Annotated in this window: 16 protein-coding genes; all 16 read right to left on the bottom strand. The window is 69.8% G+C overall.

Translation table 11 applies throughout. The annotated features are described in order from the left end of the window. Positions 1–2,424, bottom strand: a 2,424-nt coding sequence (locus HPY23_RS14230) for a host specificity factor TipJ family phage tail protein (protein WP_200649630.1), incomplete at its 3' end; no start/stop codon positions are given. Positions 2,425–2,563: 139 nt separating this feature from the next. Further along, on the bottom strand, positions 2,564–2,995 hold the full coding sequence (locus HPY23_RS14225) for an NlpC/P60 family protein (protein ID WP_091890025.1): 432 nt from the start codon (positions 2,993–2,995) through the stop codon (positions 2,564–2,566). Next, complete coding sequence (locus tag HPY23_RS14220; RefSeq protein ID WP_091890028.1) at positions 2,992–3,498, bottom strand: hypothetical protein; 507 nt, start codon at positions 3,496–3,498, stop codon at positions 2,992–2,994. Before HPY23_RS14220 ends, HPY23_RS14225 begins: the two co-directional genes overlap by 4 nt. Then, positions 3,498–3,923 (bottom strand): hypothetical protein, encoded by a 426-nt coding sequence (locus tag HPY23_RS14215; RefSeq protein ID WP_091890031.1) that lies wholly within the window; start codon positions 3,921–3,923, stop codon positions 3,498–3,500. Before HPY23_RS14215 ends, HPY23_RS14220 begins: the two co-directional genes overlap by 1 nt. Further along, positions 3,920–7,816, bottom strand: coding sequence for a phage tail length tape measure family protein (locus tag HPY23_RS14210; RefSeq protein WP_091890034.1), 3,897 nt, complete (start codon positions 7,814–7,816; stop codon positions 3,920–3,922). Before HPY23_RS14210 ends, HPY23_RS14215 begins: the two co-directional genes overlap by 4 nt. Further along, entirely contained in the window at positions 7,806–7,955 is a 150-nt protein-coding gene (locus HPY23_RS14205) for a DUF7697 family protein (protein WP_210344697.1), read from the bottom strand. The genes HPY23_RS14210 and HPY23_RS14205 overlap by 11 nt, the downstream gene beginning before the upstream one ends. Positions 7,956–8,056: 101 nt before the next feature. Continuing rightward, positions 8,057–8,473, bottom strand: coding sequence for a hypothetical protein (locus tag HPY23_RS14200; protein ID WP_091890040.1), 417 nt, complete (start codon positions 8,471–8,473; stop codon positions 8,057–8,059). A 244-nt stretch (positions 8,474–8,717) separates the two neighbouring features. After that, on the bottom strand, positions 8,718–9,659 hold the full coding sequence (locus HPY23_RS14195; RefSeq protein WP_091890043.1) for a phage tail tube protein: 942 nt from the start codon (positions 9,657–9,659) through the stop codon (positions 8,718–8,720). 17 nt (positions 9,660–9,676) lie between these two features. Beyond that, on the bottom strand, positions 9,677–10,111 hold the full coding sequence (locus tag HPY23_RS14190; RefSeq protein ID WP_091890047.1) for a hypothetical protein: 435 nt from the start codon (positions 10,109–10,111) through the stop codon (positions 9,677–9,679). Between the two features lie 10 nt (positions 10,112–10,121). Continuing rightward, positions 10,122–10,484: a hypothetical protein gene (locus HPY23_RS33080; RefSeq protein ID WP_236013016.1), complete on the bottom strand. Its 363-nt coding sequence runs from the start codon at positions 10,482–10,484 to the stop codon at positions 10,122–10,124. Positions 10,485–10,714: 230 nt separating this feature from the next. Continuing rightward, on the bottom strand, positions 10,715–11,293 hold the full coding sequence (locus HPY23_RS14180; protein WP_091890054.1) for a hypothetical protein: 579 nt from the start codon (positions 11,291–11,293) through the stop codon (positions 10,715–10,717). A gap of 15 nt (positions 11,294–11,308) precedes the next feature. Continuing rightward, the gene (locus HPY23_RS14175) at positions 11,309–11,974 is read right to left on the bottom strand and encodes a DUF6441 family protein (RefSeq protein ID WP_091890057.1); all 666 of its coding nucleotides are present in this window, start codon (positions 11,972–11,974) and stop codon (positions 11,309–11,311) included. Then, positions 11,971–12,333 (bottom strand): head-tail joining protein, encoded by a 363-nt coding sequence (locus tag HPY23_RS14170; RefSeq protein WP_091890060.1) that lies wholly within the window; start codon positions 12,331–12,333, stop codon positions 11,971–11,973. The genes HPY23_RS14175 and HPY23_RS14170 overlap by 4 nt, the downstream gene beginning before the upstream one ends. Continuing rightward, a complete protein-coding gene (locus tag HPY23_RS14165) occupies positions 12,330–12,575 on the bottom strand; it encodes a hypothetical protein (protein ID WP_091890063.1) in 246 nt (81 codons plus the stop codon). The genes HPY23_RS14170 and HPY23_RS14165 overlap by 4 nt, the downstream gene beginning before the upstream one ends. Before the next feature lie 125 nt (positions 12,576–12,700). Further along, positions 12,701–13,756 (bottom strand): major capsid protein, encoded by a 1,056-nt coding sequence (locus tag HPY23_RS14160; protein WP_091890067.1) that lies wholly within the window; start codon positions 13,754–13,756, stop codon positions 12,701–12,703. A gap of 6 nt (positions 13,757–13,762) precedes the next feature. Further along, positions 13,763–14,143, bottom strand: a complete 381-nt coding sequence (locus HPY23_RS14155) for a head decoration protein (protein WP_091890070.1) — start codon at positions 14,141–14,143, stop codon at positions 13,763–13,765. Positions 14,144–14,145: the final 2 nt, after the last annotated feature.

Raw genomic sequence — 14,145 nt, 5'->3', positions numbered from 1 at the left:
GTCGCCCTTCTGGTAACCGGGCAGCATCACCGCGCCGGCGGCAGCCGCACCGGGCGCCGACATCCACGTGCCGGACCCGATCTTGCGGTGCCGCACCTCGAACGAGGCACTGGTCAGGGTCTCGAGCGGAAAGGCTCGGACGAGAACGACGACCGGCACCGGGTTGGTCGGGGTGATGGCGTCCGACGCGAGCACGCCCGAGACCACGTTGTCGATGATCGGCGCCAGAGGCGTGCCGGTCTGTTGCTGCGCCGGCCCGCCGGCGCGGCCGCTCCACGGCGGCGGCACCTCGGCATCCACCAGGGCCTCGATTTCGGCGGCGTGGTCGATCAGGGTCAGGCGGGCCGCGAAGTCCTCCATTGCCTCGAACCCCTTCACCGTCACCGGGAAGCTCTCCCGAGCGGCGGGGCCGAACATCGCGAGCTCACCCGATGGATCGTCGTCGGTCGGCCCGGCCGGCACATCACCGGTGCCGGTCAGACGAACTGCGTGCGTCGTCCCGGGCAACGTGGCGACAGTCCGGAGCAGGCTGGCGCCGTCGGCGCGTCGGAACCGGAGCGCGTAGGACTGGCCCGCCACCATGGTCACGGCCTCGTCGAGGTAGACCATGACGCTGCCGCCCACCGACGTGACCGCCGTCACCCGGCCCGAGACCATCGTGCTCTCCAGCACGTCGTGGCTCAGCTGGGCGCGGTCGCCGCGGCGGATGGTCAGCGCCTCCCAATCCAGGTTGACCGTGTGGGTGTCGGGCCGGTGGATCAGCTCGTACTGGCGCTTCCGGGCCTCGCGCCACACCATGTCGGGGTTCGTGACCCCCGGCATCTCCAGCTTCTCGGTGATCCGGATGTCGCCGCTGTGGCCCGGCCAGGGCACCAGCCGCTCGGCTTTGGCGAACCCGTTGGTCTCGTCGAGGAAGCTGACCCGGAAGGCATCGGGGAAGACAGCATAGGGCCTCTTGCCCTGGTAGCTCCAGCTGTTCCGCGGGCTGATGTGGGCCGAGACCACCGACAGTGCCCGATCGATCACCACTTGCCAGACCTCGCCGGTATCGTGCGGGCTTGCCCTGCCGGCGGCGGCGATATCGCCCAGCACCTCAAGGACGCTGGCTTCGTAGTCGTGCACGCGGTTGTAGGTCAGTCCCTTGGCGGAGCAGAACCGGTGCCAGTCCTCGAGCGCGCCGATCTCGGCCAGCGTCAGCGGATAGGCGATGGCGGGGCCGGCCAGCACGTAGCGGAACAGCGAGGCCGGGTTGTTGGTCTCGCGAGGGATCCACGTGCCGCTGGCCTCGTCCCAGTCCGGGCAGATGGAGGTCACGTCGGCGTTCAGGGCGTCGAGCGTGCCGTTGAGTTGCCCCGTCGCCCGGATCCGGCAGGCGGCCAGCGCCAGCGGCTGCGGGAAGTCGATCGGGTATTCGGGGCGGAACGAGCGCAGCACCGACCATACCGTGGCGCCGTGGCGCTGGATCGTCTTGTTCGACTGGTCAGCCTCGTCCCAATCGGTGGTGGAGCGGGTCAACTCGATGTCGTATCGGCCGCGCTCCAGGAAGATGATCGGCGTCGTGCGGGTAAGCGCCTTCGCCTTGTTCGATGTGATACTGATCGCGGGGCCGTTCACCCAATTGTTTGTGCCGGATTTGCAGTAGCGTACACCGATATTGACTGTGAAATTCTGGTAGGCGCCGTCCTTGTTGACTTGGTAGATGCCGGTACTTGTGATGTCGATCTCGCAGCCGGTGCAGTCCGAGGCCGTTGTGCGGATCTGCGGGCCGCCCGTCGGCACCACGCTCGTCTTGAGCGCGACCGACAACGCCTCCTCGAGCACCTGTTGCGGGTAGAGAGTCAGCCGCTCATCGTCCACGCCGCCGAGGCGCGTTTCGAGGGTGATGTCGGTGAAGCGCTCGACCGGCGTCTCACCGATGCGCCAGTTCCGCACCGCGAGGGGACCGTAGCCGAGGAGGAAAGCCGCCACGACGTAGCGCTCATCACCGACGGCCTGGGTGTAGGGCGTGGCGGCGTAGGGCGGCGCGAACCGCACCTTGCCCAGGACCAGCGGCACCGGCGCATCCGGCGTCAGCTGGTTCTGCAGGCCCTGGATGGAATAGCTCGGCTTGTCCTTCGCATCGGCCCGCGGCGGGATCAACGCGTTGATGAGCAGCGTGCCGGCCAGCAACGTCGTGCCGGTGATGCCTGCCGATAGCAGCGTGGCGAGCGAGCCGCTGGCGGCGCCCGGCAGGCCGAGCAAGCTGCCGGCGAGGAGCGGCCCGTAGAACTGCCCGAGGGCGAGGGCGCCCACCGTCACCGCGATGGTGAGCACGTTGCGCGCCGCGTCGCCGGCCGGGATCGGCTGGATCAGCAGGTGCGTCCCGGCCCGCGGGCGGGTGCTGCGCCACATCCCGATAGGCACCACCCGGCCGTCGATCGTCACCCGGAGGCGGTCGCGCAATTCTTCGGCGAGGCCCGGGAAGGCAAGCGCGACGATCTCCGCGATGCTGCAGCCGGGCGGCGAGACCATCTCGCGCCGACGGCTGGCGTCGAACAGGCTATCGAGGGCGAGGACCGAGACGTCACGCTGCACAGGAGCGGTCCATCATCTCGGCGTGCCGGTAGAGGCCGGAGAAGCGCGAGGCCCACCGGCGCGCGCGCAGGTCGAGCACCGCGCTGTCGTGGCCTTGGGTGATGTGCAGCGCCTGGGTGGGGGTGCAGACGAGGCCAACGTGCGAGTCGAGCTCGCCGACGCGGAACACCGCCACGTCGAACTCACGCGCAGCCGTGACCGGCACGGGGCGCCAGAGAGCGCCGGCAGCCTCGCCGCTGATGGTCGCCGCGATCTGCTGGCGCTCGGCCGGGCAGGCGCAGAGACCGGCGTAGGACGGCAGGGTAATCCCCAGCACCTCGCGGTAGACGAGGACGCAGAGGCCCCAGCAGGACACGCCGTCGGGCGTGTCGCCGGTCTCGGCCCAGGGAAGGCCGACGTAGGGGGTAGACCAGTGCATCATCGAAACAGCCCCGGGAACCGGGCCTTGCTCATCCGCCCGGACGGCATCGGCTCGTTGGCGAACGATTCGCGCGACACGTCCAGCGAGATCCGCCCGGCATCCCAGGTGCCGAGCGTGCCCTTGAGGTTGAGGTATCGGGCCTCGATCACGTCAGGAGTCGCCGCCATCACGATGGTGAGGTCGGCCGACGGCGGCGAGAGGATGGACCGCAGCGGCTCGATCATGCCGGAGGTGACGTTCTCGAACACCAGCGTGGTCTTCGGCGCCGAGCCGCGCTGATCGTCCGGCCAGACCGCGCCCATCAGCACGAACAGGTAGTCCTCGCCCTGGTGCCTGGTGCCGTAGACCAGCGGGTCGGTGGTGATCCGCACCGTGGGGTCGCTTGAGAGCAGGATCGGCTCCGGTAATTCGGGATGCCGGATCGTCGTCAGCATGACGGGGATCTGGTCCGTCTGCGCCGCGTTCGCGGCCGTGCGGGCGTTGAGGGAGATCAGCCGAGGCATCAGGGCATGATCACCAGCGGGAAAGCGGCCGTGTAGGCTATGCCGCGCTGAAGCGGAGTGAAGGAGGGCGGAGCGTCCCCGGCCATCACCAACCACCAGGCGGTGTTGATCAGCGGCCGGCCCTGATCGTCCAGCAGCTGCAGCCCATCGTCAGCCAGCAAAGCCAGCGCATCATGCGTCTGGTCGGGCATCAGGAACGGCAGGCTGCCGCCCCCGATTTCCTCCCACCAGAACCGTTCAATCCGCGCCTTGCCATCGGGCGAGACGCGGAACGAAGCCGCGATCGGGCGCGCCACCGCGGAGAAGCGCCGGCGCACCTTCATCGGGCCGGTTTCCATCTGCGTGCGCAGCCGGCCATCGCCCAGGCTCTCGCTGTAGCCTGAGGCGAGGACGCGCTGCGGCAGCTCGGCAGGCCAGACGATCAACGCTGGATCCTCCGCCCGCTCTGCGCCAGCGCCTCGCGACCCTGAGGAGTGCCGGCGCCGGCCACGAAGGTGTCGCCGATCGTCATCTCGATGCGGCGACGGCCTTGCTCATCGGTGCCCCAGCGCGCGGGCGCTTTCTGCTCCTGGGGCGTGCCGGTGTTGATGAAGGCGATGCCGGGGATCGCGTCGTTGCTGGGTCCCATCATCGCCCGGCTCGGCATCGTAAAGGTACCGCGGCCGACAACGCCGCCATCAGCATAGCCTCGCAGACCGCCCCGGCGGATGGCATCAACGACCGCAACGCCACCATGCCGCGCAACGTCGTCTTGCGAGTAGACCACCTCACCGCGGTGCACGAAGCCAGCAACGTCGTACCGGTCGCCAGGGCCGGTGTAGCCGCCGACGTCGAACTTCCCGCCCCCGATCACCGAGGCGATCGTGCCCAGGAAGCCGTTGCTGTTGGCTGCTCCGCCCTTGGTGAAGGCGTCGAAGAACGCCGAGATCGTGCGATCCGATGCGGTCTGCAGGAGCTTGTCGGCGAAGCGCCCGGTCACGTTTGTGAGCGCTGAAGTGAGCGATACGCCCTGGCGCAGATCGCCAAGCATTCCCGAGAAAGCGGAACTGGCAAGATCCTTGGTCTGCTTCAGATTGTCGTTGAGGCGCAGCCCGTCTGCCTCCTGCGAGTCGAGGCCGAGCCCGGTCCCCCGCAGCCGAGAGGCAACCGCCTGCTCGGACTGGGTGCGGCCTATCTGAGCGCGATCGAACAGGATGTCCTTGCCAATTTGACTGCGCTGCAGGTTCGCCTGCGCCTTGGCGTAGGCGTCGGCGGTTTCCAGGATGACCTTGCGCTGCGCTTCCATCTCGGGGGTCATCTGGCTGGCCGAAGCCTTGACCAGGTCCTGCGCCGTCGCGAAGGTGCGCCCGATGGCGGTGCCACGCTGGATCTCATCGTTCAGGAGTTCCTGAACCTTCTGCCGGCGCGCCTCCGCCTCCGTCGTCTGCTCCGTCAGCGTGGTCCGACTGCGCACGTCCGCGGTCTCACGGTCCGAGGCCCGGATGTTCGGCGCGCTCTTGTTGATGACCCTCTCGGCATAGTCGAGGACGTTGCCGACCGTCCGACCGCCGCCGACGATGGTCGGGTTGGCACGCGCCGCGTCGCTGCCGAGGATCGATGCCGCCGAGGCGCCGCGATCCGCCCGCAGGAGATCGACTGCCCCTTGAGCGCCGGCGAAGTGCGCGAGGTAGAGGTTGCGGTCGGTGGTGGCGAGGCCGGCCTTTTCCAGGGCTCGTGAGTTCTGCTCGGTCAGGGCCCGGATCAGCTCGATGCTGTCGCTGCGGTCGGTCCGGCGCGCCAGGATCTCGTCCCGGGACATGCCGGCGGCCCGCTCGGGGAACCGCTCCTTGAACAGGGCGAGCCAAGTCCTTTCGATGAACTGGCCGAGGCCGGTCGCCGTCGAGCGGCTGTTGCGCACATTCGGATCGCCGCCGCTCTCGGCACCGATGACGCGGTCCATGTAGGAGCTGACGTTCTGCGAGCGCTCGGCCCGGACGGCAGTCTCCTTCTGGATCGTGTCGGTGTCGAGGTTGAGGGAGCGCTGCAATCCCTCTCTCGCCAAGGCGTTCTTCAAGGCAGCGTCCCGCGCGGCTGTCATGCCGACAAGATCTCGGGCGTCGGCGTTGCCGATGCGGGCCTCGTAATCGGCGCGCACCTGCGCCGAGGATGGCCCGGTCACGTCAATGCCGAGCTTGCGCACCTCGTTGTTGTACTGCTCCTGACGATCGGCCAGTGCGCGATCGACAGGGTTCAGGCGCTGGGTCGCGGCCCGGTTGGCAAATTCCGACGCACGCACCTGTGCCGCGATGGTGGCACTGCCGAAGCGCTCCATATCCTCGGTCATCGTGCGCAGCTGCGCCGACACGCGCCCGAAGGCGCCCTCGGTCTCCGCCAGGGCCCGCGGGCCGAGACCGAAGGTGATCGGGTCGGAGAGGGCGCGGCGCAGGCGCTCCGCCGTGCCTTGGAGCTTGTCGAGTTGCGTCTGCTCGGGATCGAGCGAGCGGACAAGGTCACCGATCTCTCGCGACCGCTGTGCCGTCTGCGCCCGCTCGGTTTGCTGCGCTTGCCGGGCCTGGATCCCGCGCAGGCGTGCGATCTCCTCCCGCAGCTCATTGGCCGGGGCGTCTACCCTGTAGTCGAGGAGCCCGCCAAACCGGCCGCGCAGGCTCTCGGTCTGCTCAAGCTGCGCCTGGAGATCCTTGATCCGCTCGTCCAGCGAGCCGCCGGTCAGCACCTTGTCCAGCTTCTCGCCGACCATGTCCCAGACGTTGCCGAACACGCGGCCGAACGCCGAGGTCTTGTCGCCGAAGGCCCCGGTCAGCTCGCTCGCCTTGGTCAGGGCCGCAGCGTAGGCGTCGAACCCCACACGCTGGGCGGCGAGCCGGTCACCCTGCTCGGAAAGCCGACGGACGGTTTCCCGGGTGCGATCGTCCAGGAAACCCAGCTTCTCGTTCAGGGTGTCGAGCCCGCGGACCAGATCCGGATTGCCGAACGCCTTGGCGAGGTCGGTGTTGGCGTCGCCCACGTCCTGACCGGTTGAGGCCGCATAGTCGCGTGCCGTCCGGGCGAGGCCGGCATACATCTCGACGCCGATGCGGCCGGTCGAGGCGTACTCGGCCGAGAACTGCCGTGCCTGCCGAACCGAGACCTCGCCGGAGGCCGCTGCGGCCTGGGCCGCAGCGTTGATCAGCGTCGCGCTCGCACCGGAGGCCCGGCCAACACCGGACAGCGCGCGCTCGGTCTCGCGCATCGAGTTCTGATAGGACAGGACCGCGGCCGTGCCGGCGACCGCCGCGGTGGTCACGACACCAAGCGCGCCGCCGACGAAGCCGATGCGGGAGACGAAGCCGGTCACCGCCTCGCTCGCCTGCCCGAGCGCACCCTTGATGCTGGCTGAGCCGGGCCCGGCAAACACGGGCGCGATCTGCCCGCCCTGCTGCAGCAGGATGGTGAGCGGGGACATGCCGCTCGCCGCCGAGGCGACGATGTCCGTACCCTGATAGAGCAGGTTCTGCGCCTGGAAGCCGGTCAGCCGGCCATCGCCGCGGGCGCGCTGGTCGGTCACCTGCCGGGCGAAGGCATCCTTGGTGGACTGGATCGCCGCCGCGCCCTCGGCTTGCGTTAGGGCACCGGTCCGCACCGCCTGCCGGATCTCGGCGAGCTGCCCCAGATATTCGCGCTGAGCGGCGAACAGCGGGCTGTACTTGGCCCGCAGCCGGTCGAGCTCGTCGCCGTAGGCCACGACGTCGGCGCCGCGGTTCGGCACGATCATCTGGCCGGCGATCGCTGCCTGCGCGCTGGCCTTCTGGGCGAGGCCGGCACGCTCCAGGCGCTGAGTGCTGTCCTCGAACGTGCGCACCGCCGCGAGCCGCGCCGCGGCCGCCTTGTTGGCCGAGAGGGCGCCGATCTCCTCCGCCCGGGCGATATCCGCCAGCGCGGCCGAGTAGCGGGCGCCTGCCGCCGCCATCGGATCGAAGCGGCTCTGGAGCGTCGCGACCTCGCGCGACAGCACCTCCGCCCGGCGCGCCGCCTCGTCGGCGGCCCGGGCCTGCAGCTCGAACACGGAAGCCGAATCGCGCGCGGCCCCGACCGAGCCCTGCCCGATGCCGAGCACGGCGTTGATGTTCGCCTGCGCCCGGGCCTGCGTCTCCGCCTCGCGCGCAGCCGCCGCCAGTCGCTGGAACTTCGCGGTCTGCCGGTCGACGGCAGCGCCGGCCGCGTCGCTCGCGGCTGCGATCTTCTGGAAGGCGGCCTGGCCGTCCTGACCGGTTTCGGTAAGGACGCGCTTGACCTCGGCTCCACCCTCGATGCCGAGGCGGATGGCGACGCTAGTCGGCATTCTCGCTCTGCTCCTGGTAGGCCTTCACGATGAAGGGCTCGACATGCGGCAGGACGTCGGCGAGGAGCGCGGAAGTCGCGCCCATGGCGTCGGCCAGCGCCAGCACGGCGCCGAAGTCGAGGGCGTAAGGAGCGCCCATGCCGGCCCGGACCTGCCCGCCGCAGCGACGAATCACGGCCCAGGCCGTCAGGCCCTCATCCGTGGCGGGTGCGTGCTCGCGGTACGGGCAGGCCTCACACTCTACGCCGCAGGCGTCGCAGTATCCGGCGCCGCCACCGAAGTGCCACCGGACGAGCTCGACGATGCGTTTTTTTCCGCGTCCCTCGCGAGGGCCGGCGCGACGTAGAGGTTGTCGATCTGGTCGTAAGCCGGCCAGTTCTCCATCAAGAGATCGACCGCCTCACGAGTGACTGGAATCGGCTGACCGTCGGCATCACCGACGCCCTCCCACTCCATGATGCCGCGGTGGGCGAGTTCGCGCACGAGAGCGATGTTGGCGCGGGGGCCGACGTCGTCCTGATCCTCGTCGCGGAACACCTTGCCGACCGCCTCGCGGGCGACCAGCATCGAGGCGACGGTGATCGGCCGGAAGCGGATCCGGACGCCCGGCAAGATGTCGAGCCAGAACGGCTCGACCGACTGGGAGAGCTTGAGCATTTTTTCTCGCGGAGAAAGAAGCGATCGGACGCTGATGTACGATCATCTTGCCGGTCGGCAGGTTCGCAACGATCCCCAGGCCCGCGGGGAACTTCGCTCAGAGTGGCGAGCAAAGCTAACGCACGGCAGGTGCGAAGCCACTGCCGTGCGATCCATCCCCGCACGAGCGGGGTCATGCCGTTGTACCGAGGGCCGCGCCCGGAGGGCAAGGGATTTGCCGGCCGGAACGCGGTCCGTACCAGGCTCAGTATGTCGCGACGTTGTTGATGAGCGTGGCGGTGACGGTCTTGCCGAGCGTCATATCTTTCGCCGCCTGCCACGCGAAGGTGGCCTGCACCCCATTCGGGCCGGTCACCGGCGTCTTGGCGCGCGGCAGGTAGACGGCGTGCGCCGTGAACACGAGCGAGCGCGCCGCGTCGGTGACCCAGCCGAAGGTGAGCTCCACAGGCGCGCCCGAGGTCGCCTGATCGAGTAGCGTGGTGTCCCGGAACCGCACCGCGATGTTGCCAGACATGCCGACCATGCCGGGGTCGGCGTCCTCGATCCGGCCATCACCGCGGATGACCTCCACCTTGTCGAGGTTGTTGGTGTAGGTGAAGTCGGCCGACACGACGGATCCGAGCGGCTGGCCGCCCCGGGTGATGGCACCCTGGAACGGGCTGAACCGCTCCACGCTGGCCTCGGCGAGCGTGCCGGCGGCCGACGCCACCAGCTTGTTCTCGCCCTGCGCGATCAGGCCGAGCGTCGCGGTGAGCAGGCCGGAGCGCTGCATCTGCACCCGCATGGTGTTGCCGCGCACGCCGAAGTTCTGGCCGTAGCTCGGCACCTCCGGCAGGCCGACCTCCACCGTCATCGAAGGGAGGGCGACGGCGCCGGACGTGAACACGTGGGTGCGCACGCCGGTGGCATCGGTGCTCGACGGCGCGCCCATGAACAGCTTCAGCCAGTTGCCGAAGTTGCGCAGGTCGATCGGCACGACCACGTCGCCGTCGTTGTTCACGACGTCGCGGGTCGGCGGCAGCGGCTCGCGGCCGTAGCCGAGAAGGTCGCTGGCGATCAGGCCCTGCTCCTCGCCGAGGTTGGACGAGACGAAGGGCAGCTTGCGAAATCCGCTGGTGGGCGGGACGCCGTAGGTGGTCTCGAAGGCAGCCGCCATGATGGCGTTCGCTCCGCGGGCGCGAGCCATGGTTTTCTCCTCGGGTTTCAGTTCAGGGGATCGGTGGTGCCGTAGACGGCGACGATCTCGACCAGCGCCAGGCGCGAGACGGCTGCGCCTTCCGCAGTCAGGGGCTCGGTGGTGGCTGCCTGCACCATCAGGTAGTCGCAGAGGCCGCGGAGGGTCCGATCCGCCGCCACGGCCGCGCCGATGGCCTGCAGCATGGCGTCCAGCCGCAGCTCGGCGCTGACGGTCCGGCTCTTGAGCGCAGCGACGTCGACCGGGATGGCGTGCTCGTAGATCCAGGTGGTGGGATTCAGCGTGACCTCGGGCTCGCCCGGGTCGCCGTCGTCCATGTTGACGAAGCCGTTCGCCGGAATGGCCTCGGGCTTCACCTCGTTGCGGAAGTGGGAGGCCTTCGGCAGGGCGGCCTTCAGCAGGTCTGAGACGCCCTGCAGGACCTGTTCACGCTTGCTCGGCATGGGCGTCCGGTCAGTTGCAGATCACGCGCACGGTCGAGGCCGTGCCGGTGTCGGCCTGCCGGAACGGCGTGCCGGAGAGGGCAATCGTGCCCTGCGAAATCTTCACCGCGACCGTCGCACCCGATGCGGTCTGCGAGGTGACACCGCCGGTCACCATCTGCTGCACGCCGCCGATCGTGATCCACCCCGGGATCACGTCCACGTCGGGCGTCGCGGTACAGGCGGGCCAGGTGAAGGTGGCGACGCCGCTCGCGTTAGCGGGCTGGGTGTAGCGCTCGACGCGCCGCGGCTTGCCGTCGGCGCCCGTGGGGCCAGCCGGACCGGCGGGGCCAGTGTCGCCCGCCCGACCTGCGGCCCCGGCCGGACCAGGCACGCCCTGAGGTCCAGGGTTGCCCTGTGGACCAGCAAGTCCTGCGGGGCCGCGCTCGCCATTCGGTCCAGGCGCTCCCGGAAGTCCTCGCTCACCAGGATCTCCTTTCGGGCCAGGTACCCCGGGCTCGCCCTTTTCGCCGTGCAACCCCGGCGGGCCGGCGGTGCCGGGCACCCGGGCCGCGGCGGGCGTCGCCAGGAACGCGGCACAGAGCGCGATGTGGAGCGCACGCATCAGCCACCGTTCCCGTACATGAGCTCGAATTCGCAAGTCATGCCGGTCAGGTCAGCCGGGTAACCCGGGATCGGCACGATCATGATGGAGACGATTCGGTTCGGGCCGCCCATCGGGTTAGCGGCGCTGCCCAGGGTCTCTGCGCCGCGGCCGAATCGCGTTCCGCTGAACCGGTCGATCGTCCCCGTGCGGGAGGTGACCCGCGCCACGCCCGGGTACTCGGTCGCGACCGCGACCAGCGGTTCGATCGCCGACACGCTGGTGATCCGGACGTCCGCCGCGGCGCACGGGTTGTAGGCCCGATAGGTGGTGGTGCCGGCCGGCTGGGTGACCAGGAACTGCTGCGGCGACGAGGTCGCCGGGAAGATGAAGCCGCTGCCGGTCGCCCGAACGAACGGCATGACCATCGTCCGGTTCGGATCGGGGAACGAGACCACGCGGCCGTCGGCGCCGTAGATCGCGACCGGCTGCAGTTGCACGCTCTGCGCCGCGCCGGGCGCCACGGTCGGCGGCGGCTCGGCCAAGGCAGGCGCGATGAGCAGCAGGAGCAGGGCGACGAACGGAGAGAAGCGCGCCATGGCGACGTCCTCGGATCAGGCCTGCCAGTTGGCGGCGATGGCGGCGGGCACGCGCTCGGCCCAGGCCCTGGCCGTCGTGTCGATGTCGAGCCGCTTGCGGAGCTTGGCCTGGCGCACCAGGACGAAGATCACCACGAAGGTGCGCCCCTTCGCCGGGCCGGCCTCGCGGATCGGGCGGAACCCCTTGCGGCGCTGGAAGCGCGCGGCCTGCCGGCGGTAGAAGGCATCCGCGACCAGCACGCCGCCGCTACGGGTCGGGATGAACCGCAGCTTCGTGCCGGTCTCCCGCTCCCACGCTGCGGGGGACAGGGTGTTGTCGGTCGAGCCCTTCGTGCGCCGCTTCGACAGCTGCCGGACGCCGGCATTGGGCGTCGGAATCGCGAGGTACTTGCCGCCCTTCGCGGTGATCGTCACGCCGCGATCGAAGGCGTCGATCAGCTTCGGGGCGTTCGAGGAGACGTAGGACGCGGCGTCCGCGCTCTCGCCGGTCTTCGGGAAGGTCTGCCCGCGCCAGGTGTTGGCGAGGCGCGGGCCAAGCCCTGCGTCGCGCACCTCGGCGCGCAGGTCCTCCTTCAGCCCGTCGGTGACCTGGCGCATGCCGGCGGTGACCGAGCGGGCGATCTGCACCTCGGCGCCAGACAGCGCGCCGCGGATGTCCGGCGCTCCGGCGGTGAGCCTCACGGCCCCTCGTCCTCCGGATCGTCCTCGGCGATGGGCGCCACCTCGCAGGTCCGCACCAGCCGGTGGCTGTCGATCGTGGCGAGCCCGATGACCTCGAACAGGCCCCCGGGCTCGCCGTCTTCCGCTTCCACTTGGAAGGTGTCGCCCTTGGCCGGGGCCGGCACCTCGGACAGGCGGACGTCGATCAGCATGGCGTCGAGGTCGAAGCGGTTGTCGCCCACCCCGATAACCGCCTCCGGCGAGCGCCGGCGGATGCGGACGAGCCGGCCATTGCCGGCACCGCCCGCGCGCCACACGGCGTCACGACTGAGGTTCGGATCGTCGAAGAGGGCGTCCACCGCCATCGACAGAACGCTCATCGTGCGGCGCGCTGCCCCTTGCCGGCGTCGGCCTCGGTCTTCGCCTTCGAGTTATCGCCGACCTGCTTACCCTGGTCGGCGCCCGGGCCGCCCTCGCTATCGGCCACCGGGGCATCGACACCGGCGCCGGCGTCCGAGCCTTCGGCGACCTCGTGGGTGCCGGCGGCGAGCGCCGCCTGCGCCTCGTCCCAGCCCATGGTGACGGGCTCGGCGTCGGTCTTGCCCTTCTCGCGCAGCTTCATGGCGCATCCTCTCGATGAAGGCCTGCTGTGCAGGCGTCAGGACGATGGAGCCGCCCAGGATGCCGGGCGGCCAGTGGTCGACCTCGTCGGTGACGAACATGCGGGCGGGCCGCACGCTGTGCCGGTCAGTTCGAGGTGGTGCCGCGCACCAGCAGCGCCGGGCGCTTCACGAGCGGGAGCGGGTTGGACTCGGTGTGGATGTCCATGCCCTTGCCGAACTTCTTCGGCTCGAGCGGCGCCACGAACACCTCGGCGTCGCCGATCGCCGGCGCCTGGTTCACCGCCGACCAGAAGTCGGGCGGCGCCCAGTAGTTCGTGAAGGTGTCGGTGGTGCCGAGCGGGAAGAACCGCACGTCGCCGGCCGGCACGAACCGCTCGGGCACGCTGGTGGTCCCGTCCTCCTGCACGTAGGAGGCCGAGCCGCGGTATTCCTCGAAGGTGATGCCGCCGAAGGTGAAGCCCTTGCGGACGTCCTCGCGCAGGATCTGCGGCCCCGACTGGTAGTACTTGAAAGCCTCCTTCACGCTCGCGTGCGAGGTGAACTTGCGGAACCACTCGGGCGAGGCGAGCGCATGCACGCCGGTCATGGTCTCGCCGAGGAGGTTGTCCTCCATGTAGCCGGTGACGTCCTGGCACTTGCCGAGCACGTCGGTCGAGGAGGTGCCCAGGGCGAAGTCCACCACCTGCTGCGTCACGCCGAACGCGGCGAACAGGTCGAGGATGACCGAGCCGTCGTAGTCGCGGATCACGCCCTTCAGCGCGTCCATCCGCAGCTTCTCCAGCGTGATCGCGTGCTTGTTGCGCATCACGATCAGCTTCCGGTTCAGGAAGCCCAGCACGGTCTCCAGGCCGGCGATGCCGTTCGGCGTGAGCGCCAGCATGTTCTGGACGTCGGTCGCCAGGACGCTGTCCTCGTGCGGGATGTGCGGCACCGGGAACGCCTTCGGCTTCTGCCGGCCGCGGGTGCCGAGCGACGCCGGGGCGCCGCGCGGCCGGGTGGGCAGCAGGTTCAGCACGCCGTTCTCGAGGATCACCGTCACCGTGGTGGTGGCGATCGGCTCGGGCCGGAACAGTCCGAGCGCGTTGATGCGCCCGTAGGCGTTCGGCACCAGCGTGATGTTGCCGGTGAGGGCGGACGCCGAGAAGGCGTCCTGGTTGAAGATGTCGAGGATCTCGGGCATCGCGGATCAGGCCCCCTGGCGGACGATGATGCCGACCGCGCCGAGCTGGGCGTTCGCCGCTGCGCGCTTCGTAGCATCGTTGATGGTGGCCCCGTAGGTGAGGCCGTTATGGCTCGCGATGGCGTGCCGGGACACGATCACCGCCTTGGCGTCGGCGCTCGTCGCGTCGACCGGGAACAGCAGCACCGCCACGGCGGTCTGCGAGCCGTCGGAACCGGCGGCAGCGGCCGGCACATACTTGCCGGTCGCGGCGACCTTGGCGAGCACGGTGCCGGAAACGAGCTTGCCGGCGCCGGAGGCGATGATCGCCGTGTCGCGGCTGCGGTAGGAGCCGTCCTCCGCCTTCAGCCAGTCGGAAGCGACGATCGCGGTCTCGAGGAGGGCCATGG

This window comes from Methylobacterium ajmalii (genome assembly GCF_016613415.1).
Taxonomy (GTDB): domain Bacteria; phylum Pseudomonadota; class Alphaproteobacteria; order Rhizobiales; family Beijerinckiaceae; genus Methylobacterium; species Methylobacterium ajmalii.
The sequence above is the reverse complement of the archived record's forward strand: the minus strand, read 5'-3'. Positions and strand labels throughout refer to the sequence as shown.